The 21,180-nt window shown below is 51.3% G+C and carries 23 protein-coding genes and 1 riboswitch; of the genes, 8 read left to right on the top strand and 15 right to left on the bottom strand.

Annotated features, from left to right (window positions below; genetic code table 11):
- Nucleotides 1-4 precede the first annotated feature (4 nt).
- From EDM55_RS25990 to EDM55_RS25980, 3 genes are read right to left on the bottom strand one after another with little or no spacing between them, the layout of a single operon-like run.
- Nucleotides 5-1,528 carry an ABC transporter substrate-binding protein gene (locus tag EDM55_RS25990; protein ID WP_170184527.1) on the bottom strand — a complete coding sequence of 508 codons (1,524 nt, stop codon included), beginning with the start codon at nt 1,526-1,528 and terminating at the stop codon, nt 5-7.
- Nucleotides 1,529-1,571: 43 nt separating this feature from the next.
- Nucleotides 1,572-2,729: a dipeptidase gene (locus EDM55_RS25985; RefSeq protein ID WP_122961726.1), complete on the bottom strand. Its 1,158-nt coding sequence runs from the start codon at nt 2,727-2,729 to the stop codon at nt 1,572-1,574.
- Nucleotides 2,730-2,759: 30 nt separating this feature from the next.
- Entirely contained in the window at nt 2,760-3,722 is a 963-nt protein-coding gene (locus EDM55_RS25980; RefSeq protein ID WP_092266410.1) for an ornithine cyclodeaminase family protein, read from the bottom strand.
- A 131-nt stretch (nt 3,723-3,853) separates the two neighbouring features.
- On the opposite strand from EDM55_RS25980, the gene EDM55_RS25975 reads away from it, so the two are divergent.
- Both EDM55_RS25975 and EDM55_RS25970 read left to right on the top strand, forming a co-directional pair.
- A complete protein-coding gene (locus tag EDM55_RS25975; RefSeq protein ID WP_122961725.1) occupies nt 3,854-5,182 on the top strand; it encodes a helix-turn-helix domain-containing protein in 1,329 nt (442 codons plus the stop codon).
- Between the two features lie 71 nt (nt 5,183-5,253).
- The gene (locus EDM55_RS25970; RefSeq protein ID WP_122961724.1) at nt 5,254-5,766 is read left to right on the top strand and encodes a Crp/Fnr family transcriptional regulator; all 513 of its coding nucleotides are present in this window, start codon (nt 5,254-5,256) and stop codon (nt 5,764-5,766) included.
- 36 nt (nt 5,767-5,802) lie between these two features.
- Here EDM55_RS25970 and hmpA read toward each other — a convergent pair whose 3' ends face one another.
- The 9 genes from hmpA to EDM55_RS25925 all read right to left on the bottom strand — a co-directional run bounded on the left by hmpA (nt 5,803) and on the right by EDM55_RS25925 (nt 15,024).
- Nucleotides 5,803-7,011, bottom strand: coding sequence for an NO-inducible flavohemoprotein (gene hmpA / locus EDM55_RS25965; RefSeq protein WP_122961723.1), 1,209 nt, complete (start codon nt 7,009-7,011; stop codon nt 5,803-5,805).
- Between the two features lie 114 nt (nt 7,012-7,125).
- Nucleotides 7,126-7,923: a methyltransferase domain-containing protein gene (locus EDM55_RS25960; RefSeq protein WP_122961722.1), complete on the bottom strand. Its 798-nt coding sequence runs from the start codon at nt 7,921-7,923 to the stop codon at nt 7,126-7,128.
- A 108-nt stretch (nt 7,924-8,031) separates the two neighbouring features.
- Nucleotides 8,032-8,394: a fluoride efflux transporter CrcB gene (gene crcB / locus EDM55_RS25955; protein WP_122961721.1), complete on the bottom strand. Its 363-nt coding sequence runs from the start codon at nt 8,392-8,394 to the stop codon at nt 8,032-8,034.
- 2 nt (nt 8,395-8,396) lie between these two features.
- Complete coding sequence (gene crcB / locus EDM55_RS25950; protein WP_246071144.1) at nt 8,397-8,798, bottom strand: fluoride efflux transporter CrcB; 402 nt, start codon at nt 8,796-8,798, stop codon at nt 8,397-8,399.
- Between the two features lie 58 nt (nt 8,799-8,856).
- Nucleotides 8,857-8,920, bottom strand: a riboswitch (Fluoride riboswitch).
- A 33-nt stretch (nt 8,921-8,953) separates the two neighbouring features.
- Nucleotides 8,954-9,466 carry a molybdopterin-guanine dinucleotide biosynthesis protein B gene (gene mobB / locus EDM55_RS25945; RefSeq protein WP_122961720.1) on the bottom strand — a complete coding sequence of 171 codons (513 nt, stop codon included), beginning with the start codon at nt 9,464-9,466 and terminating at the stop codon, nt 8,954-8,956.
- Nucleotides 9,463-10,734 carry a molybdopterin molybdotransferase MoeA gene (locus tag EDM55_RS25940; RefSeq protein ID WP_092266417.1) on the bottom strand — a complete coding sequence of 424 codons (1,272 nt, stop codon included), beginning with the start codon at nt 10,732-10,734 and terminating at the stop codon, nt 9,463-9,465. The genes mobB and EDM55_RS25940 overlap by 4 nt, the downstream gene beginning before the upstream one ends.
- Before the next feature lie 47 nt (nt 10,735-10,781).
- Nucleotides 10,782-13,130 (bottom strand): FdhF/YdeP family oxidoreductase, encoded by a 2,349-nt coding sequence (locus EDM55_RS25935; RefSeq protein ID WP_122961719.1) that lies wholly within the window; start codon nt 13,128-13,130, stop codon nt 10,782-10,784.
- Nucleotides 13,131-13,329: 199 nt separating this feature from the next.
- Nucleotides 13,330-13,695, bottom strand: a complete 366-nt coding sequence (locus tag EDM55_RS25930; protein ID WP_092266419.1) for a Na-translocating system protein MpsC family protein — start codon at nt 13,693-13,695, stop codon at nt 13,330-13,332.
- 54 nt (nt 13,696-13,749) lie between these two features.
- The gene (locus EDM55_RS25925; protein WP_092266420.1) at nt 13,750-15,024 is read right to left on the bottom strand and encodes an L-lactate MFS transporter; all 1,275 of its coding nucleotides are present in this window, start codon (nt 15,022-15,024) and stop codon (nt 13,750-13,752) included.
- Between the two features lie 408 nt (nt 15,025-15,432).
- On the opposite strand from EDM55_RS25925, the gene fdhD reads away from it, so the two are divergent.
- Nucleotides 15,433-16,236, top strand: coding sequence for a formate dehydrogenase accessory sulfurtransferase FdhD (gene fdhD / locus EDM55_RS25920; protein ID WP_122961718.1), 804 nt, complete (start codon nt 15,433-15,435; stop codon nt 16,234-16,236).
- Nucleotides 16,237-16,288: 52 nt separating this feature from the next.
- A complete protein-coding gene (locus EDM55_RS31515; RefSeq protein ID WP_141296223.1) occupies nt 16,289-16,546 on the top strand; it encodes an HAD family hydrolase in 258 nt (85 codons plus the stop codon).
- Between the two features lie 113 nt (nt 16,547-16,659).
- Here EDM55_RS31515 and mobA read toward each other — a convergent pair whose 3' ends face one another.
- Nucleotides 16,660-17,283 (bottom strand): molybdenum cofactor guanylyltransferase, encoded by a 624-nt coding sequence (gene mobA, locus EDM55_RS25910; protein WP_122961716.1) that lies wholly within the window; start codon nt 17,281-17,283, stop codon nt 16,660-16,662.
- A 431-nt stretch (nt 17,284-17,714) separates the two neighbouring features.
- On the opposite strand from mobA, the gene EDM55_RS25905 reads away from it, so the two are divergent.
- Entirely contained in the window at nt 17,715-18,164 is a 450-nt protein-coding gene (locus EDM55_RS25905) for a Dps family protein (RefSeq protein ID WP_092266423.1), read from the top strand.
- Between the two features lie 117 nt (nt 18,165-18,281).
- Here EDM55_RS25905 and EDM55_RS25900 read toward each other — a convergent pair whose 3' ends face one another.
- The gene (locus EDM55_RS25900) at nt 18,282-18,746 is read right to left on the bottom strand and encodes a hypothetical protein (RefSeq protein ID WP_092266424.1); all 465 of its coding nucleotides are present in this window, start codon (nt 18,744-18,746) and stop codon (nt 18,282-18,284) included.
- 196 nt (nt 18,747-18,942) lie between these two features.
- Between EDM55_RS25900 and EDM55_RS25895 the strand changes: the two genes are divergently transcribed.
- The 3 genes from EDM55_RS25895 to EDM55_RS25885 all read left to right on the top strand — a co-directional run bounded on the left by EDM55_RS25895 (nt 18,943) and on the right by EDM55_RS25885 (nt 20,410).
- Nucleotides 18,943-19,389, top strand: coding sequence for a helix-turn-helix domain-containing protein (locus tag EDM55_RS25895; protein WP_092266541.1), 447 nt, complete (start codon nt 18,943-18,945; stop codon nt 19,387-19,389).
- A 70-nt stretch (nt 19,390-19,459) separates the two neighbouring features.
- Nucleotides 19,460-19,984 carry an ImmA/IrrE family metallo-endopeptidase gene (locus EDM55_RS25890; RefSeq protein WP_122961715.1) on the top strand — a complete coding sequence of 175 codons (525 nt, stop codon included), beginning with the start codon at nt 19,460-19,462 and terminating at the stop codon, nt 19,982-19,984.
- Nucleotides 19,985-20,011: 27 nt separating this feature from the next.
- On the top strand, nt 20,012-20,410 hold the full coding sequence (locus EDM55_RS25885; RefSeq protein WP_092266426.1) for a hypothetical protein: 399 nt from the start codon (nt 20,012-20,014) through the stop codon (nt 20,408-20,410).
- Here the strand turns inward: EDM55_RS25885 and EDM55_RS25880 are convergent.
- On the bottom strand, nt 20,376-21,140 hold the full coding sequence (locus EDM55_RS25880) for an alpha/beta fold hydrolase (protein WP_122961714.1): 765 nt from the start codon (nt 21,138-21,140) through the stop codon (nt 20,376-20,378). The two genes, EDM55_RS25885 and EDM55_RS25880, sit on opposite strands and share 35 nt — an antisense overlap.
- Between the last annotated feature and the right edge of the window lie 40 nt (nt 21,141-21,180).

The raw sequence follows: 21,180 nt of genomic DNA, 5'->3' as shown, positions 1-21,180 counted from the left end.
AGCTTTATTTTATTTTGGCTCCTCGGAAGGAGATCAGTCCGCTTGTGCGGATTTCGACACCCTCCAGGTTTTTGTTCATGGCATAATAGCTCATTTTGGTAGCCGTCGGAATCATCGGTACGTCCTGTGCTGCGATGTCCTGAATTTCCTTTGCCGCCTCTTTCAGCTCTGCCTCGGAGGTCGCTTTCTTCGCTACCGCGTACAGCTCCTCGACTTTTGGATTGGTATAGAAGGTAATATTCATCTGGCCAAAGCTTCCCGACCAGTAGCTTTCCAGCGAGCTCAGCGTATTTCCGGTCGTGTCGCTCCAGCCGCCCACGAGTAGCTGATACTCCTTATTCGCCATTTTCTCCAGGAAGACACCAAACTCCAGATTCTGAATGTCCATTTCCACACCGATCGTTTTCAGCTCTGCCTGGAACGCCTCCAGCTCCGGATCGTTTCCTTGATAGGTCCATGCGGTAAATTGCAATGGCTTGCCCGCACCATAGCCTTCCTTCTCCAGAAGCTCCTTCGCTTTCTGCAGGTCGTACTTCGGAAGATTCGGAGAAGAGTAGTAGGTGCTGAACATTTTTGGCACCATGCTGTCAATGATCGTCTTCCCTGGCGTAATCGCGCTGATGCCCTCGTTGTTGTAGGCATACGCCATCGCTCTGCGGATATTTACGTTATCAAAGGGAGCAGCTGTCGTATTCATCGCTACGAAGCCGGTGAAGGTGCTCGGCCCCTCAAAGTAGGTGAGCTTGTCGTTGCCCTTCGCCCGATCCTGGTCGCGGGCTGCGATCCCGGCAAAGTCTGCATCTCCGGTCTCTACCGCAATGTATTTCGCAGAAGCTTCTTCAATCGCCTTGAAGGTGATCGTTTGAATGCTCGCCTTCTCAAACGGATAGTCAGCCCAAGCCTTCAGGACCACTTTGCTCCCCGGAACATATTCCGCTACCGTGTAGGGTCCCGTACCAATCGGAGCGTTGGCGTACTTATCGCCTGCTTCCTGCAAGTATTTTTTGCTGACGATGACCACGTCACCGAAGTTTCGGATCGCGCCGCTGTTCGGCTCTGTCAGCTTTACGGTTACTTTGTTTCCCGAGCCTTCTACGCTTTTGATTATACTCATGAAGGAAGCCTTTTTCGGCACCTTCGCAAGCCTTTCCACCGAGTAAACCACGTCATCTATCGTCATCGGGTCGCCGTTGTGAAATTTGTAGCCTTCCCCAATCGTGAATTCAATGGTCGTGCTGTCGGGCTGGCTCCATGCCGTTGCCACGCCGGGAAGAATGTTGAAGTCGTTGTCAAACTTGATAAAGGTGTCGTAGACGTGATACATGATCGTGGACGTGTCCAACGAATTCGCTTCCGCAGGGTCCAGATTGTTCCCTATTTTCGTAAGCACGACGGAAATATCCGATTTAGGTGCAGCCGTTGCGTTGTTCTCAGCCGCGCCTCCCTGTGAAGCGCTCTGTGTGCAGGCGCTCAGCAGGGAAGTCATCACGATGGCGATGAGCATGATGAGTGAGAGTTTTCTTTTCATTGCCAGATCCCCCATTATCTAAATTGATTTGCTTTCTATCAGGCTAGCTCCACACTTCTTTAAAGACTCTCATCCAGTTGCCACCGATGATTTTGACGATCTCTTCATCCTTGTAGCCCCTTGCCATAAGCCCTCTCGTGATATTGAGGAAGGAACGGTAGTCGGTAAGTCCTTTGACGATTTCGGTGGAAGGCCCGTCTCCCGGTGCAAAGCCCATTTTGGGGGCAAACAGCTTTTTAAAAGCGATCGCCATCCATTTTGTCTGGGGCATCGGCCAGTCCGTTCCAATGCCTACATGGTCCACACCTGCGAGGTTTACCACATAGTCGATATGATCGAGGAAGTGCTCGATTGTGGTATCTTCCGGATTCTCAGCGATAAACCATGGCATCGCGAAAATTCCGACCACCCCGTTGGTTTCGGCAATGGCGCGGATCTCCTCATCGGATTTTGCCCGTGAGTGGAAATACACCTGCTCTGCTGCCGTATGCGAGGCAATGACAGGCTTTGTCGAGTATTTGCATGCATCCAGTGTCGTCTGCTTGCCGCAATGTCCGGTATCCACCACGATGCCAAGCTCGTTTAATTTCGCCACAAACTTTTTCCCAAAAGTGGAAAGGCCCGCATTGTTTTCCTCCATGCATCCTGCTCCGACGTAGTTATGATTGTTGTAGGTCAGCTGGACGACTCTAAGCCCGAAGTGATACATCTGTTCCAGCAGCTTCAAGTCTTTCTCAAAGCCGAGTGTCTCCTGACAGGTGACAATGCCCGCCTTCAGCTGATGCTGGTGCGCATATTCGATATCAGCTGCCTGCTTGACCTTGATCAGCCAAGGCTTTTTATCAAATTCCTCCTGCAAGTCGATGGCTGAAGAGTACAGCGAAGCTTTATCCGATACGTTCAGCTGTCTGTTTCCAGCCGTAAGCCCGCTCTCGTACCAGCACTCCTTGTACAAGTCCGCGAGCTTGCCGTCCACGTACCATCTTCTGATGACATCTCCTGCAAAATGGACTCTTTCCGACAAGCTGTCCGGATGACTTTCCAGCGCTAAGCGTTCGGTCTCCTGCTCGATTTCCTCCCCAAGTGAGTACGTGCCGATCGGGCCTTGGAAAAGCATGTCGATTACGATGTTTCCGTAGTGAAGCTCCCTCGCTCTTTTCTCCTGCTCCTCGGTCAAACCGAAGCTGTACAGCTCTTTCATCCCTTCTTCAACCTCCCTGTTTAACCGGAATTATCGCGACATTTCCCGTTGTGCAGCCTGATTGATCACAAAATCCGCAGCAGCCAAGTCCTCGACTGCCAGACCGAGCGCTTCAAAAACGGTGATCTCCTCCCCATCTTGTCTGCCCGGAATCTTTCCTAGGAGAACATCACCGACCTCTCCCAATAGATGTGTCTCGTCAATAGCGCCCTCCCTTAAAGGAATGAGATAGTCGCCTGCTTCGTGGTTCGCTGATTCCATGCGATCTGTGTACAGCTTGCTGGCTTTGACTAACTCCGTATCGAGCTCCCGGCAGTCGGGAGTGCAGGAACCTACCGCGTTGATATGCGCCCCCTTTTGTACATGCCGTCCGAAAAGCACTGGCTCCTTGGCGGCAGTCACCGTACAAATGATATCCGCATGCTTTACCGCTTCCTCTGCAGTCGCACACGGCACGACGGAAATGTCAAACTTTTCACTCATTTCTTCCGAGTACTTCACAGCGGACTCCGGCCTTCGATCCCATACATACACCTGATCGATCTTTCGTACCAGCCGGATCGCCTCCAGGTGCATCCTTGCCTGCACCCCCGTTCCGAGTATGGCTAGCGAATTTGCGTCCTTTCGAGAGAGGACATCTGTTGCAACGGCACTTACAGCGGCTGTCCGAATGGCAGTAACCGTCTCCCCCTCCACGATCGCTTTTAGCGAGCCCGTCTCGGCTTCAAAGACTACAACGACTCCTTGATGGGACGGCAATCCCTTGTATGCGTTGTCCGGCACAATCGTAATCACCTTCGTCCCGACAACGTTCTTCGCTAATAAGGCAGAAGGCATGACCCCTAGAACATTTCTTCCCTCCAGCCTCATCGCTGTTCTCAATACCTGGATCGCTTCCCCTCTCGACAATGCCGACAAGGTCTCGCGCATCAGCTGAATGCAGGTTTGCATGTCCAAAATTTCAGTAACCTGATCACCCGAAATAAAATTCAAAAAATTCACACTCTCTTTCCGTTAAATCTATCTGCTAGCCCGATTATATTTCGATATGACTGTGACCGTATATTGACTTTAAATTGACTGTATATAAATATAACTTTAAATACGACTCCGGGGGATTCGGCATGAACTTCAAGCTGGCTGTCATTGGACACGCTTCGTCTGTGGAAGAAATCGAGGAAATCGTCAAACACAAGTTTACAAACATGGATGTGTTTAAAATTGAATGCAATGATGACGAGGATGTAGAACACGCCGTAGCTGAGCTGAAAAAAATCATCAATCAGTGCAACGGCATTCTGTACACGAGAAAAGAGCCCTACAAGCTTTTATCCAGCAGAATCGAGCACAATGTAACCGTGCGCTACGCCGACATCGATACGTCAAACTTTATCCATAGCCTCCTGCGGGCTTCCTTTCATTTCGGCGCTGATATCACGCGCGTCAGTGTGGATACGCTTGACTATGCTTCCATTATTCGTGCGTACCATTCCCTGGGCATCCCTACGGAGAGCGTCAGTCCGCAGATCGTTCCCATCGATACGAATTCCAGCCATTTTGTCCAAAGAGCGCAGGAAGAGCATATCAAAAATGTGCAAAGCGGACTTAGTGATGTATGCACAACCAATATCCGTCAGGTCAGCGAATACCTCACGGAAAAAAATATCCCCTGCGTGCTGATTGCCCCCAGTGCAGAAACCTACATCTACGAAATACGCCGCATTCTTCTGAGCCATAAGCTCCGAAAGCTGAACGAAAACAACATCGCCTGTGTCAGTATCTCCGTCAGCCCCCGGGATAATTTTTACGTCTTCCATCACACAGTGCTGCAGGAGGTACTGGACCTAAACAAAATCGCGGAGACCATTGCCATCTTTGCCCAAAAGATCGACGGTGCCCTGATTACCCTCAGCAACATGGAATATATCCTGATGTGCAACAGCTCCAATCTGGAAATCACGACAGAAAACTTTGCGCGGCTCGATATTCTGACCAGCGTCTACACCAACACGGCACATGTACTCAGCATCGGGATCGGCTACGGGGATACTGCCAAGATTGCGAAGGCAAACGCAGTAGTGGGTATGCACCAAGCCAAAATAGAGGGAGGAAACAGAGCGTATGTCGTCTATAGCCCCGATGATATGTTTGGTCCGATCGAACCAAACGAGACAAACAACCGAAAGCCGAACATCTTTGATTCCCAGCTGGAACAAATTGCAGAGACCTCGGGACTGAGTGTCAACACGGTTTTCAAAATCGATTGCTTGGTCAAACAAAAAAACAAACGGAATTTCACCTCCATCGAGCTTGCAAAAGAAATTGGCGTAAGTGTCAGAACGGCGAACAGAATCATCGTCAAGCTCGAGCAATGCGGCTATATCGTGGAAGTCGGCCGGCATGTCATCAGTGAAAGAGGGCGCCCCACCCGCGTTGTCAAAGTAGTGTTTTAGCCCAGTTTCCCCCCTGCGATGTGCTAAAATAACAAAAGCATCATTTTTCCAGCACGAACGAGGTGAACGCAATGATTTTGCACAAAGGTGAGACCCTTTTTCGCCAAGGCGAATCTGGTCCGCTCTACCATCTCAAAAGCGGGATGCTGAAAATCAATCGCTTGCATGCTGACGGGGCCATTACCTTGGTCAACATCATCGTGCCTGGCGAAATCATCCCCCATCACTCACTTATCAGTCCGAACCCGTATTACGGTACGGCGGTTGCTCTGGTCAGCTGTGAGATTGAAGTACTCGATGCGCCCAGCTGGTATCGGGAGCTTGAGGGCGACCATGTAAAATGCCGTGACATTGCCCTGCTGCTGCAGTCCAAGCTGAGGATGATGCAGCAGCGCATCGATCAGCTGTCCGAAGTCTCTCCAGCAGAAAGGCTGCGCAAGCTTCAGCAGTGGTTTCAAACGTTTGTGTCTGTCTCCTCGCTCACAGACGTGCTGACCCAGGATGAAATCGGTCAGCTCATCGGCCTGCGCCGTGAAACAGTCAATCGTTTGCTGCGCGCACAAACAAATCGAGCTCGCGAATAGACGAGCTCGATCCCAAGTGGTTCTGATTCGATTTGTTTACAGGCTTGCGGCAGGGCCGAAAAACTCGTAGTGCATACGCTCTGCGGAAATCCCCCGTTCGGTGAGTGCCTTCTTGACCGCGCTCATGAACGGTACAGGACCACAGAAGTAGTAGCTGGCATTTTTCTCAGGAGCAACCTGCTCCAGCCACTCCGCATCCAAATACCCTTCCTTATGAAACGCCCCCGCCTCCCGATCTTGCTCAGTCGGCTCTGAATAACACCAGTAGGCGGAAATTTGCGGATTGTCTTTCGCCAAACGCTCGACTTCTGCGCGCAAAGCATGCTTTTGACCATTTTGCGCCGCGTGGATAAACGTCACCGGACGCTGCTGCTTTTCTGCCAAGGAAGCCAGCATGGAAAACATCGGTGTCAAGCCTACGCCTCCGCTGATGAGAACGACTGGCGCCTCCGATTGCTCCAGCGTAAAATCGCCTGCTGGTGCGGACAGCTGCAGCACATCCCCTTCTCTGATTCCCTCATGCAGGTAGGTCGATACGATTCCCGCCGGCTTTTCAGCATTCGCCTCTTCGCGCTTGACCGAGATCCGGTAGTACGGTCTCCCTGGTGCATCCGACAAGCTGTACTGGCGAATATGCGTGTAGCGCTCTCCTGGAATCTCCAGCTTCACGCTGATGTATTGACCCGGCTCAAAGGTAGCCAGCGCCTGCCCATCCTGCGGTACCAGATAAAAAGACGTGATGACATCGCTCTCCTGTACCTTTTTCTCCACGATGAACGGACGGAAATCTGCCCAGCCCCCGACTTGCTCGCGGGATTGCTCGTACATTTCTGATTCTATGCCGATAAAAGCATCTGCGATCACGCCGTACGCCTCTGCCCAAGCCCCCAGGATTTCATCTGTCGCCGCATCTCCCAGCACTTCCTTGATCGCAGCCAACAGGTTTTCCCCGACAATCGGATAATGCTCAGGCTTGATTCCCAGACTGCGGTGCTTGTGTCCGATCTGTTTGACGACAGGCAGGATTTCCGCCAGATTGTCGATGTGGACGGCTGCAGCGTAAACGGCATTCGCCAGTGCTGTCTGTTGACGACCTTGCTTTTGGTTTGCGTGATTGAAAATATGAAGCAGCTCGGGATGCTGCGTAAACATTCTTTCATAAAAACGTTTCGTGATCGCTGTCCCATGCACCTCAAGTACAGGTACAGTCGATTTGATTATTTGAATGTTTTTTTCGTTTAGCATCGTCTTTCCTCCCTATCAATCCATCAGGTATATCTTGATTGTAGAGAAAGAACGAGGGATCCTCTGTGATTTCAATCACAGGAAAACGAAACGATTTGTGACACGGGCGCATGCTTACTCCGATATCGCCAGGAAGCTCATAAAGGGAAACAGGCCAAAGAACCGACCGTCCCGCACCCGCTGATGCGCTTCTTCCTTCAGGGCAGCTGCTGTCTGCTTAGTGATTCGTCCCAGATCAGCCAGCCGGTCTGCACCTCGCTCGATGTAGTTTAGCAGGTAGTCGGGATTTTTCCCTAGGTAGGGATGACTTGCCGACTCGATGGCGGTAAAGCCCGCCGCCGCTAGCATCGCTGGCAGCTGCCGCACGAGCCACGGATTTTGCGTGTTGTGTTTTTTCATGATTTCCACGCAAGCCTGTATCGGATCATCCTCCCCGATCGCGACAGAGCGCATCGCATAATCGCCGTCAAAAATGGCGATTTGACCGCCTTTTTTCAGCACACGCTTCGCTTCCAGCAGAAAGTGCTCGGGAGACGGTACGTGGCCCAGCACGGTATGAAAGACGACGACATCAAAGCTCTGATCAGCGAACGGCAGCTCTCGCCCATCCCCAACGACAAACTCGACACACTCCTGCTCACCTAGCTCGTTTGCTTTTTCGATAAAGATGGCGGAAGGATCGATTCCCGTCACTTTTACCACACCCGGTCCTTGTGCCAGCAGCCGCGTAATGGCTCCCGTCCCACAACCAACCTCGAGTATTTCCATGCCCTCCGACCAATTCAGACGAGACAAATACGAGGTCACGAGCGTGCGCATCTCCTGATCAGCAGCTCGCAGCTCCAGGCTTTCACTCAATTTCCTTTGCACACTCGGATCGACTTCCGCGATTTTTGCATAGGGATCTAGCATCAGTCAGCTCTCCTTCGCACAGCAGAGATTTTTTCTCTACATTCATTCGCGTACGAAGGGATAAAATCTTGCCTCACATGCAGATTTTCCCATCCCCTCTGATAACATTCATACGATTCTGCCGATGTACTGCCCGATCCAAACGAACAAAATGCTGAATGCAACAGAAGTCACAACATAAATGGCTGCCGGACGATTCTCTTTTCTTTCGAGCATTTGGATCGTCTCATAGGCAAACGTAGAGAACGTGGTAAACGCTCCGAGAAAACCGATGCCTACGAGTAGCCACATCCAGTCAGGTGCCATGTTTTTCACATGCAGGGCAGCAAGCAGTCCAAGCAAAAGAGAACCGCTGATATTGATTCCCCATGTGCCAAAAGGGAAGGAAGAATTTATTTTGCTTGTAACCCACTTCCCTAAAAAAAAACGCGTTACTGCACCAAACATGCCTCCAATCGCCACTAGCCACATCGTTATATCTCTCCTTTCACCTGCTCGGTTTGCCGTTCTTTTCTGGACGCGACACGAGCGCCCACTACAGCGCATGCAATCCCGCCAAACATGCTCAGCAAAACGTAGAGCAGTGCGAGAAAAATCCGGTCGTGCTGGATTAACGTAATGGTTTCCAGGGAAAAGGAAGAAAACGTGGTAAACGCTCCAGTGAACCCAGTTCCGATGGCTAATTTCAGCCGTGGATGTATCGCGATTCGCTGAGAAGATGCCGTGAAGAACCAAGCCAAAAACATAGATCCTGATAAGTTGATGAGTAAAGTGATTACCGGAAAGCCCTCATTTGTCGGGACGAGCAACCCCAATCCATAGCGCGAGCACGCGCCAAATACGCCTCCCAGCATGACCGCAATCGCATTTCCCAAGCCCAAAACCTCCCTATTTTTTACCGAAAATAAAGAAACTCCTACCAGGGATATCACATCTCTGGTAGGAGTCATTAGTCATTTTAGTGACGGTTATGGCGAACTCCATCGCCTATTCACTTCTATAGACATTGTAGCGAAAGGGAAGCAAACGGTCAATTTCCCGTTGGCTGCGCCATTTGCTGTTTCACGTACAAATGGATAGCCTGCGTATCGTCAATGGCAAATTGGGGCCATTTTGAGGCTGTGCCGCTCTCCCATGCGATGACTCCCACGATACTGGTCAAGGTGTCCAATAGCTCGTGATCCTCCGGCTTTCGGATCAGCACCAGCTTTGGATACGCCTCCCGCTTGAAGCCTTCCACGAGAACCAGGTCAGCTCCTGCCTGTGTCAGTCTCTCCACCAGCTGCGGCAACGTAGTAGGTCTTTGCTCAACGATCGCCGTCTTGGTCGCGGAGGTGATCGCCACAAGCGTTGCACCTGCCTCGCGATAGCGCCACGTATCCTTTCCGGGCTGATCCACCTCAAAATCATGGCCGCCATCGTGCTTGACTACCCCTACCCGCAGACCGGATTGTTCAAACAGGGGGATCAGCTTCGTCAGCAAGGTCGTTTTGCCGCTGTTCGAATAACCGACCAGCTGCAGTACATACGGTTGTTGTTTCACAGCCTCTTTCCCTCCCGTACCTTCCAGCTTGGCATCGTATGCGACAGGACTTCAACGAGCTCGCCAGCCTGTTTGCCGCTGCCTCCTGCAGGAATGATAATAAAGCACTCGCTGTTCTTCAGCGTGCCGAGGTTGCCTGCTTTTTCATTGAAATCCGGCTGGGCGTACAAGACACCCTCCTCCTCGACCAGCCAGCCCCGCAAATAACGCGGATAGGGACAAGGCTTGGTGTAGGAAATCGCGAGCTTCGCCTGTATGGTACGCTTGCGAACCTCCTGCCTACCGGAGAGCGAAAGGATCGTCGGACGAACAAACAGTTCAAAACCGAGAAAGCACGCACCTGGATTCCCCGACAAAGCGATGATCGGTTTGCCCTGCAGCATCAAACTGGTCGTGGGACTTCCGGGACGCATGGCAATTCGATTGAACAACAGCTCCGCTTCCGGTTCATCCGTGAGTGCCGCCATCACGTCGTAGTCACCTACTGACACACCGCCGCTCGTCACAAGCACGTCGACCAGCTTCAAATGCTCTGTCAGCGTTCCTTTGGCTACCTCCAGATCATCCGGCATATTCGGAAACAAAAGAGGAATGCCGCCCGCCTCGGCAATCAAAGCGGACAGCATCAGCGTATTGCTGTTTCGGATTTTTCCAGGAATCAGCGGCTGATCGACATCCAGCAGCTCAACTCCTGTAGACAATAGACCGATCCGCGGCTTTCGGACGACCGGGACGTGCGCGTAGCCAAAGGTCGCGAGGATGGCCATCGTTCCTGCATTGATGTTCTCTCCCTCACGCGCTATGATCGTCCCTTGCCTGATTTCTTCCCCGCGTCGGGACACGTTTTCACCAGGCTTCAATGACCGCCGGATGCCTACTTCCGCTGCAATGGCGGCGGGCTGCTGCGTCTGCTCGAACATGATGATGGCGTCCGCTCCTGCCGGCAGCATCGCCCCTGTCATAATCCGACTGGCACAGCCTTCTGCCAGTGCGACGGTTGGCACATCACCAGCCGCGATTGTCTCCACGACTTTCAACCGGACAGGCTGATCGGGGGAAGCTGCCACGGTATCGATGGCTCTCACGGCAAACCCATCCAATGGAGAACGATCAAAGTGTGGCAAATCTTCCGTGGCATACATGTCACAAGCCAGCGTTCGACCGTATGCCTCACCGATATGCACCTCTTCACTTCCCTGCTTGCCGAGACGCTCCAGCAGTCTGTGCAGCGCATCCTCCACCGTTATCATTTGTCGCGAAAAGCGCATCTTCCTGTCCTCCTCTGGCCTCTACAGCCCCCTGCTGCATCTGTTGCTTAGCCGACGTTGACTTCCAGGTCCTCAATCGGTCTTTCTTTATACTTCAGATCTTTGTTTGCATGAAAGGTATCAGCCTTTTCGATTTTGACGGCTGCATTGTACTCCGGAATACCCGCATACGTTTCATATACGCCTTTCGGAATCAACACATTCCCTTCCGGCCAGTGCACCTGCACATTGCCTCGTTTGGTCGCCTCGAACTTGGCGCGCCCTTGGAAGGTGCCATACTTATTATACACGACGATGCTCTCTCCTTCCGCAATTCGCAGCTCTTTGGCATCGTCAGCGTTGATCAGCACGTCGTAGCGATCTGCGTTGTTGAACGGGTCCTTGTTGCTGTAAATCATCGAGTTGAACTGCTTGCCCCGTCGAGTCGTCACATAGAAATGACCCTCGGGCTTGTGCAGATTCGGGATCTCGATCGGAATCAGATTGGCGCGGCCATCTTCTGTCGGGAAGCTGCCAGCCTCACACAGCCAAGCGCCCCCCCACTGGAAGACATCTCCCCGCTTGCTGAGGTGCTGGATGCCGTCGTAGTTCGGATTCGCCTTGGCGATCTCTGCCCGAATCTCCGCTGCGCTGCCGAAGTGCATCAGATGCTTTTTCTCTGGATGGACACGCGCTGCAAGATCGACGTAAATTTCCCATTCGGAGCGCGCTTCTTCAATGCGCGGCCCTTCAATTTCAGCGCTGAAGTAAACCATGCGCTCTGTACTGGTGGATGTGCCTCCGCCCGGCTGCTCGTAGCGCGTCATCGCCGGCAGGACAATCACCTCTTCTTTGGCATCCACGAGTGTCGATGTATTGAAAATGATATCCTGATGCACGCGCAGCTCCACGCTCTCCAGGCATTTGCGCATAAAATCGGGATCAGGCATCGTCTCGAGGAAATTCCCTCCACTCGTATAGAACAAGCGTGTTTTCCGCTCGTGTCCATCAGGCAAGAGTGAATTTTCCAGCGTCACGCCGACAATGTCGCCTTGCCATTTGGGAATGGGAAAGCCCCACAGCTTTTCGATCCGCGTCCAGCTCTTCTCTTCAAAATCCCCGCCAGGCAGACTGAACGGGTCAGCCCCCATTTCCCCGGAGCCTTGTACACCGGAGTGACCGCGAATCGGCATCACGCCGCAGTGCTTGCGTCCAATAAAGCCGCGCAATACTGCCAGGTTGGCTACCTGCGAAATATTGTCGGTGCCAAACTTGTGCTGGGTCAGTCCCATGCTCCACACGAATACGCCTGATTTGGAGTTCGCGAGCAGCACAGCGAATTCTTTTAAACGATCACGGGTGAGACCGGACGATTTTTCAATCTCCTCCCACGACTGCTTCGCGATATGCTCCCTCAGCTGCTCGATGCCATTGGCGTGTTCTTTGACAAAGGCGTGGTTGATCGCTGAACCAGGCTTCTCCTTTTCCATCTCAAACCAGTGCTTCATCACACCGTTCATGAACGCGATGTCTCCGCCGATGTTCACTTGGTAAAAATCATCGACGATTTTGGTTCCAAACAGCGCACTGTCAGGGACGGACGGAATCCAGTACTTCTCCATCGCTGGCTCTTTGTACGGATTGATCAGGATGATTTTGGTGCCCGCTTTTTTCGCCGCGTACATGTACTTCGTGGAGACCGGCTGGTTATTCGCCGGAACCGAGCCCCAGAACACAAGGACGTCCGTGCCGATCCAGTCCTGGTAATTGCAGCTGGATGCCCCGATGCCAAGCGTACGCTTCAAAGCGGTTTTGCTCGGGGAGTGGCAAATGCGGGAAGCGTTATCAATATTGTTTGTCCCGAGGAATCGCGCCATTTTTGCCGCGGTATAGTACACTTCGTTGGTAATGCCGCGTGCAGTCAGGAAAAAAGCCAGCTGCTTGGGATTGATTCCTTTGATTTTATGTGCGATCCGGTTCAGGGCTTCGTTCCAGGTAATCCGGGTAAATTTGTTCTCGCCAGGCTTGCGCGACAGCGGAAACGGGATTCGCCCCAGCTTGCGCAGCTCCACGCTGGACAGCTTTTGCATAGCGCTCACGTCCTCCAGCCATTTCGTATCCATGGCAGGCATCGTATTGAGACGCAGCACGTTTAAACGGGTCGTGCACAGATGCGGCCCCGTCAATGTCTGGTCGTACAAACCGGAAACGCCGAGTGCACAGCCATCGCATACCCCTTGTGTCAAAATCCGATAGGCGTATCCGAGATTGTCCCGGTTATCGTACATGACCTTCATCGTGTCGCGGATGTGATGCGGTTTTATTTTTCCCAGCCCCATCGGCATCAAGGACGCCCACAGTGACGGCTCCCATGATGTGTCCAGCTTGATGGGCCCGCTATGCTTGGTTTTGCCCATTTCCATTACTCCTCTCTTTTCCCTGCTCTCGTCTTCTCATTCAAGCAAAAAACCACCATAAACCGTCCCTTGTCCTGAGGAGAAGAGCGTGTTCACGGTGGTTGTCTAAGGCAGGTTCGCTACCTAGTCTCAACTGCGTGTTTGTTCGCGAAACCCGTTTCGTCTAAATCAATGAACAGGGTCGCTGCTTCGTTTAGACTTACGGCTCGTTCTTAAATTTTTTCTCAATGTCCTGATCGAACACAAAGATCGACATCCCGAAATCACGTTCAATATCAATATCGACGAACAAATCGACGAGCTTGGCTCCCAAAAAGTTCTCCATGTCTACTGGCGTGTTCTTCCGGTACATCTCTTTGACCATTTCGGTCCGTGCAGCTCGCAAAGTCTGCTTTCCCTCTTCGGAAGTGGCGATGAACTTTTCCACAGGCGAAAGGTTGCCTTCCATTTCACAGATCGCCCAGTTCTTGCAAAACGTGGTGTTAATCTTGCTCGGTCCCTTACCCATGTGGCGCTTGCGGAAAGCTCTGACCAAATTGCTGAACTCTGCTTCGAACTTATTCATCTAGGAAACTCACCTTTACTTCTTTTCCATTCTCTACTACGACTTTACCATTGTTCAGCCAGCCAATTCAACAGAGTTTTCTTTTTGTTTTGCTTCTGCCTGCAATTTTTTGATATCAAGACGGATAATCAGGGAAATAATCAGAGCCACAACGAACATGGCTGCGAAAATGCTCAATGTACCCGTGTAGCTCTGTGTGGTGTTGCGCACCCATGCGGCAAAGATCGGTCCTGCCAGACCAGCAGCTGCCCACGCCGTCAGGATGTAACCGTGAATGGCACCGAGCTGCTTCGTTCCGAACAAGTCACCGATATAAGCTGGAATAGAGGCAAAACCGCCGCCGTAGCACGTCATGATGACGAACATCGCGATCATGAACAGGACGGGATTGGTCAGGTTTGGCAGCAGGAAGAACAAGACCATCTGGATCGCAAAGAACGCCGTGTACGTGTTTGGTCGGCCAATGAAATCCGACAGCGATGCCCAGCCGATGCGCCCTCCACCGTTGAACAGGCCGTTGAGCCCTACCATCAGGGCAGCTGTTCCTACCGACATCCCTACCATCTCCTGCGCCATCGGGGAGGCTACGGAGATGACGGCGATTCCGCAAGTCACGTTGATAAAGAGCATGAGCCACAGCCAGTAGAAGCGGCGGGTCTTGATCGCTTCGTTGGCCGTCAGCTGGCACAGGTCCTTCTTGATTTGCTTTTTCCCCTCAGCCGCATTCGCCGAGAATCCTGCAGGGACCCAGCCTACTGGCGGTGGAGAGAGATACTGAGCAGAGGCGAACATGACGACGAAGTAAATGATTCCCAAAATGTAGAAGGTATTGGCGATGCCCACGCCTTCGATTAATGCGTTCATAATCGGGCTTGCAATCATCGAAGCAAAGCCGAAGCCCATAATGGCGAGACCTGTAGCCAGACCGCGACGATCCGGAAACCATTTGACAAGGGTAGATACAGGTGTGATATAACCTACTCCAAGACCAATCCCTCCAAGAACGCCGTAGCATAAATAGAGGAGCGGCAGACTGCTTAGCTGGATAGCCAGACCAGATCCGATGATTCCGACACCAAAAAAGATGGAGGCAAGTGTACCTGCCTTGCGCGGGCCGTGCTTTTCTACGTAGTGGCCGAGAAAAGCAGCAGACAGCCCCAAGAAAAGGATGGCGATACTAAAGGTGAACTGGACATCTGTCAATCCCCACCCAAACTGCTTGGTGATCGGCTTCGTAAACACACTCCATGCATAAACGGAACCGATCGAAATGTGGATCCCAACCGCGGCTAGTGCAATCAACCAACGATTTTTCGCGTGTTGCCCCATGTGACACATCTCCTTTACGATGAAAGATAATGGCCCGGCTACTATTCACCGGAGCTGCATTCTAAAAAAAGAAAAACTGCTGCGCTCACCCACGCTCTGCTTTTCGCTGCATGCAAAAAGAGAGAATGTGGTGAAACACAGCAGTTAATCATCAGCAGGAACGCTACTTCAGCATCAACCAGCAAGTGTTCACTATTCAAATGAAAGCGAGGAACGAAATAAACCGGTGACAGGATCGCTATCCCGTATCAATTCCATTCTCGGATATACAAGAGTTGAAATCATGAAAATTTTGTGACAATGTAAATCTCAAATAGTATACTACCATGTAAGCGCTCACTCTACAATATATTCCTCTAAAATAAACGATTTCATCCTAATTGTTTTTTAGCAAAAAAGGAGGCCATCATGACAAAGCTCGAAAAGACGATCCACCGACCGGTGCTGAAAATTTCCTTCGATCGGCATACGTGGGAAGAGGACGAGATCGTCACGGAATACCCGCTGACGATCTTTTTAAACGACGAGGAGTTCGCAACCATCGTCTGTACCCCCGCTGATCTCGAGGAGATGGTCATCGGTTTCCTCGCAGCAGAGGGCGCCATCAAAAGCTTTGAGGAAATCAAGCAGCTCGTTATCGATGAGGCGCAGGGCTTTGCCTATGTGGATCTGCACAAGGAAACGATCCTCTCGCAAAGCTTTTATTCCAAGCGCAGAATTACTTCCTGCTGTGGTAAGAGTCGGCAGTCGTTTTACTTTTTCAGTGACGCCCGTACCGCCAAGCCTGCGGAAGGTGCCATCTCCATCACCCCTGGGCAATGCATGCAGCTCATGCGCGAGCTGCAATCCTCGTCCGACATCCACCGCCAGACAGGTGGGGTTCATAACGCAGCACTATGCACAGCCGATCAGGTTTTGCTCCAGTATTCCGATATCGGACGGCACAACGCACTGGATAAGATTTATGGAAAATGTCTGCAGGACCAGATCGAGACGAAGGACAAGGTTCTGGTCTTTTCGGGGCGCATTTCCTCCGAGGTGCTGTTGAAGGCAGCCAAAATCGGCGCAGCGGTCATCCTGTCCAAATCTGCACCTACCGATCTCGCACTACAGCTGGCCGAGGAGCTGAACATCACGGCGGTCGGCTTTATCCGCCAAGACAAAATGAACGTCTACACCCACGCGCATCGAATTGAGGTTACGCCGAATTAGGGCATGGAGGAGGAGCTTACCTTGTCTGTTCAAGCCATACTCTTTGATCTGGATGGGACCTTGTTGGATCGGGAGTTTCCCCAGACATTGTGTGCCGTTTCCCAATCTGTTACCTACCTTGACGCAAATCAAAGCGGCCGGTGTGAAGCTCGGGTTAATCTCAAATGGCTTTGGTGATTTTCAATTCGCGAATCTCCAAGCACTGTGTATCGATCATCTTTTTGACGAAATCCTCATTTCAGAATGGGAAGAGCTGCGCAAGCCGTGCCGTCGGAATGAAGGCCATCTGGAAACGAAACGAGCTGTTTGACCAGGAAGTCGAAGTCGAGGCAGATGCTTGCATAGACGATTTGAGTGAAATACTCCGTTGGCTGCTTCCCAGTTCCAGGCAAGCATGAGCTGCTATGAAAGTTTCGGAGAAGGCTATCCGTCTTCTCTTTTTCTCTTTTTCTCCAATGCGAGTGCGGTCTGATACTCCTCGGGCGTGTTTGCATTAAAGGCGGCCCATTCGTCGAGAAGATCTTCGGGAGTGGTATGTACGCGCAGCCTGTCGAGTGTGTGCATGACCCGGTATTGACCTTCAAGCAAGGCTTGCTCCCACAACGGCTGAGTCCTGCGGTGATACAAGGCACATAAAGGATGGAGCCTTCCGTTTTGTTTGACGGCCACGACATCCCAGTCTTTCCAGCCTTTTGCGAAATGAATGAGCTTTTCCATCTGCCCTCGATCCATAAAAGGAAGATCACAGGATAAAAGGAGCAGCACGTCTTCCTCTGTTGCACGAAAGGCAGTCACGATGCCGCTGACGGGACCGGCTGACGGAACCAGGTCAGGTGTGACTTGCACCTCGGCTGACTTGATGTCTTCCCTTTTCAATCGCTCAGGAGTATTGGAAACCACCAGGCACTCCAGCCCCAGCGCCCTCACTTCCTTGATCAGCTCGCTTAGAATGGTTCCGCCCCGCCATCGCAGCAGTTCTTTTGGCGTTCCCATTCTGCTGCTTTGTCCGCCAGCGAGAATGACCGCTTTCATTGCTTTTCCTTGCATGTGCCCCTCCGTTCTCCTGCGTACAGGCGACGATCTTCCCACTACTTTTTCTTACATGGGTTCCTTTGTCAAGCATGCCCACTCCTGAAAATAGACAAAAGCTTGGGATTTCCCCAAGCTTTGTTTTAATGAAATCTGCTTTCCGTATAAAAGAGAGGTTAATTGTCGTCCTCTTCTTCTTCGTCGCCTTCTTCGTCTTCTTCTTCGTACTCTTCTTCATCGCGTTCATCGATGTTCAACATACTGCCAACCTCCTCCTGTGTAATCACTAATATTCATACGAAAAAAACCGCATCTTGTTTGTATGTTTGTCCTCTCTCAGTAGCCTGTTTTTTTTTTCAATGATCTTCTCTAGGCGGGTTGACATCGTTCGATATTAGTTTATAATAAGTATTAATCAATAATAATTATAAATAAGGAGAGATTCTAATATGAAAACAACTGTTGAAGTAAACATCTCCACTGTCCTGAACAAACAAGTCGCAAACTGGACTGTTCTGTATACAAAGCTGCACAACTTTCACTGGAATGTAAAAGGACAGCATTTCTTTACCCTACATCAAAAATTTGAAGAGCTTTACAACGAGGCAAGTGCCCACCTCGATACGTTGGCCGAGCGCGTCCTGAGCATCGGTGGAAAGCCAGTTGCAACCCTGTCTGTTTGTCTGCAAACAGCAAGCATCGCCGAGGCCACCGGTAACGAGACCGCCGAGCAGATGGTCACAAGTATTGTTCAAGATTTCACCCTTCTGGTGGACGAGCTGAAGGATGCGATGTCTGCCGCAGAAGAAGCCGGCGACGAAGCGACCTCCGATATGCTGCTCGCCATCTCGAGCAGCCTGCAAAAACATATCTGGATGCTGAAAGCTTTCTTGCAATAACTTAACTGACAACCATTACGGCTCGGGCAGGTCCTCCTCCCTCTGCCTGAGCCTTTAAAGGGGAATATTTTCAAATAGAAAAAGGGCTCGTGCGGCTTGCACGTTGCCCTTTTTTACTTACAAAGAGAAGGTCAGCTTTCGACCATCCTTCTCAATTTTCACTTGGGGTAAATATTTCAGCGACTTTTGGACACCTATGTACGGACTTGCAAAGTCTACCTTATGTCGCTTTTTCAATTCATCACAAAGCTCCACCAATGACATCGGCATCATCGACTCTCGCAGCAAGTCCTCGATGTGCTGCGCTACTTCGAGATAGTTATGCCGTATGTGAGCTTTTCTTATTTTCATTCTTCTCGTCAGTTCCACAGGGATTTCATCTGCTGCAGTGGCTGCCTCTTCCTCGGCATCCTCACTGCCCCCCATTCCTTCCTGGCCATCCAACTCCCGGATTCGAATTAAGATCTGTTTGATGTCCATTCCTAGCTGCTTATCCTGATCTACATACTGCCGGCGCAGTACCGTACGTTGTTCCAGCAAGGATTGCAAAGTCATCTGCAACGCTTTCCGTTCGTTAAACATCGCGTAATATTTTCCCCTTTGCGTGTAAGTGTAGATATTCGTGGAATTATACTCAATGATAATATATTAAGAGCAGCTTGAAAATGGCGAAATTCAGATAATTCCTAGACGAATCATTCGGAATCCTGCCTTTTCTTTTTTCGCGCAAATGAGTACAATATTCTTGTATATCCACAGAAAGGACTGGCAACATTCCATGTTATCCCAGCGCTTACGCACAGCCCGTAAGGCAAAAGGTCTCACCCAGGAAGAGTTGGCAGAACATGTCTGCACGACAAAAGGGACGATCAGCAACTACGAGAACAACCACAGTACCCCTCCCAATGACATGCTGCGACACTTAGCTGACATCCTAAACGTCACAACCGATTGGCTATTAGGTCGCACGGACGTAGCTTCCCCAGCCTCGATTCCTGCTTCGGATTCTGGAGAAAAACGTTCGTTGGACGAGCTGTTGCAGGAAAAAATTGACGATCCTGATGATTATTACTTTTTAGATGGCTATTTAGAAGCTTCTGAAGAGGAGAAAAAGGAAATTCGCCGCTATTGGTACGATCTGAAAAAGCAATGGAAGGCTCGCCATGTCAGGGAAGATCGCTCTCCTTCCTTGTTCGACATCACGGAAAATTTGAAAAAAAAATAGCCCCAGAAACGGGGTTTTCTTTTCCACCCAAAACAGAACGTACGTTCCGAATAGATACAGGAGGTTTCAGATGCTTGCTGCTATTCTACAGGAAATTGGTGAGCCAAAAACATGGCTGGAAAGTCGCGTCTACCTGCTGCTGCAGCACCTCAGGATAGAAGAACCGGAGCAGATCGATTTGCATCGTCTCTGTTCCACCTACGGGATCGAAATTTGGGAGCTGGATGGCCGCAGCAGAGCGCATGCTCACCCGACGATTGCCGATCGTTATGTCATTGCGGTTGATGAGCGTCTTGATCACACTCACAAGCGCGTGAAAATTGCCCATGAGCTGGGGCATTTGCTGCTCCATGTAGGAGTTCAGCCCCACAGCCATGCCTGGATGATCGACTGGCAGGAGTCGCAAGCCAATCACTTCGCTGAACATTTGCTGCTTCCCCTTTTCATGATTCCTCCCCTGCTTGCTGAATGCAACCGCTATCAAGCTCCCGCGTATTTGGCAGAGCGCTTTCAGGTTCCTTTGTCGCTCGCCCGCTGCCGGTTTGATCGCGTATTGTCGCGTCTGCACGCAAAGGGCTTGCCTATTTTCTGGTAGGCATTGTTATAGAAGGAGGCTTTTTCGTTGAAACACGTATTTATTGCAGGCGATGCTTACAGCACGCATTTTTTTGAGATGGATCTGGAATCTGACGAAGAGCTGTCCCTCTTGCCCTCCCTGCGTGTAGCCAGCTACCATACCGCTCGATTTGCTCTCATCATGCGTGATCATGGACTTGCAGGAATCGGAATTTTCCCGGGCAATGCTCTCTTGATCAGCGACTACTCGCTGGAACCCATCATCGGCAGACCTGTGCTGGTTCGTCAGGAGGGACAATTTCTCGTTCGGATCGCAGCTGATGTCAACCCTGTGGAGTGCTGCTTCACTACGACCCGCAATGAGGATTCTCCTCTCATTCTGCCATCGGAAAACATACGGATCGTCGGCGTTATCTCGGGAATTCTTCCTCTGGAAGACGATTGACCGCCGTCTGCAGCCATTCCTTGATCACTGCTACGGTTTGCTGCCATTGCTCCTGTGGCGTAATCACGGCAGGCTGATCGCCCTCTTGAAAGCCATAGCTGCCAAACTGGGAGTGGTTTCCCCCTTCGATGGTCATGTAGCTCGTGCTATCTGGCAGGTAGCTCTTGGCCGCTTCGTACGCCTGTCGATCGACGACACCATCCCGCGAGCCCAGCAAGGACAGCACAGGAAACCTGCTTTCCTTCAAATCCCCTTTTTTATCCGGGTAAGCTGCCAGAAAAAAGACGCCCGCGATACGATCTTGATGATTCACGGCATATCGTGCAGCCATGACACCCCCGAGCGAATGTCCCCCGATCACGAACGACTGATGCGGATAGGCCTTCAGCACTTGATTGGCCCTCTCTGCGTCACTCACGGCCAGATTCAGCGGCATCCTGGCGATGAATACGCGATAGCCGTCTCCCGCAAGCGAACGAGCGAGAGGGGCGTAGCTCTCAGGCTTTATCAAGGCTCCCGGATAAAGAATAATGCCCGGCTCACGTGTCTCCCCGCCTTCAAAGACCAACCAATCCCCTGTATCGATGACCGTGATACCTTCTCCCCCCTGCATTGCCGACTTGGCTGCCTGATCAGGCGGGTAAGGCCGCAAATACCAGATAGCTGCACAGGCGGCGATCAGTACGACGAGAACAAAGCCCTGCAGCCACCTCTTGCGATAACGCCCCACGCTGTCACCTCATTTCCGATCCCATACCGTTTGCTTTTTA

Source organism: Brevibacillus centrosporus (genome assembly GCF_003710815.1).
Classification (GTDB): Bacteria; Bacillota; Bacilli; order Brevibacillales; family Brevibacillaceae; genus Brevibacillus; species Brevibacillus centrosporus.
The sequence above is the reverse complement of the archived record's forward strand: the minus strand, read 5'-3'. Positions and strand labels throughout refer to the sequence as shown.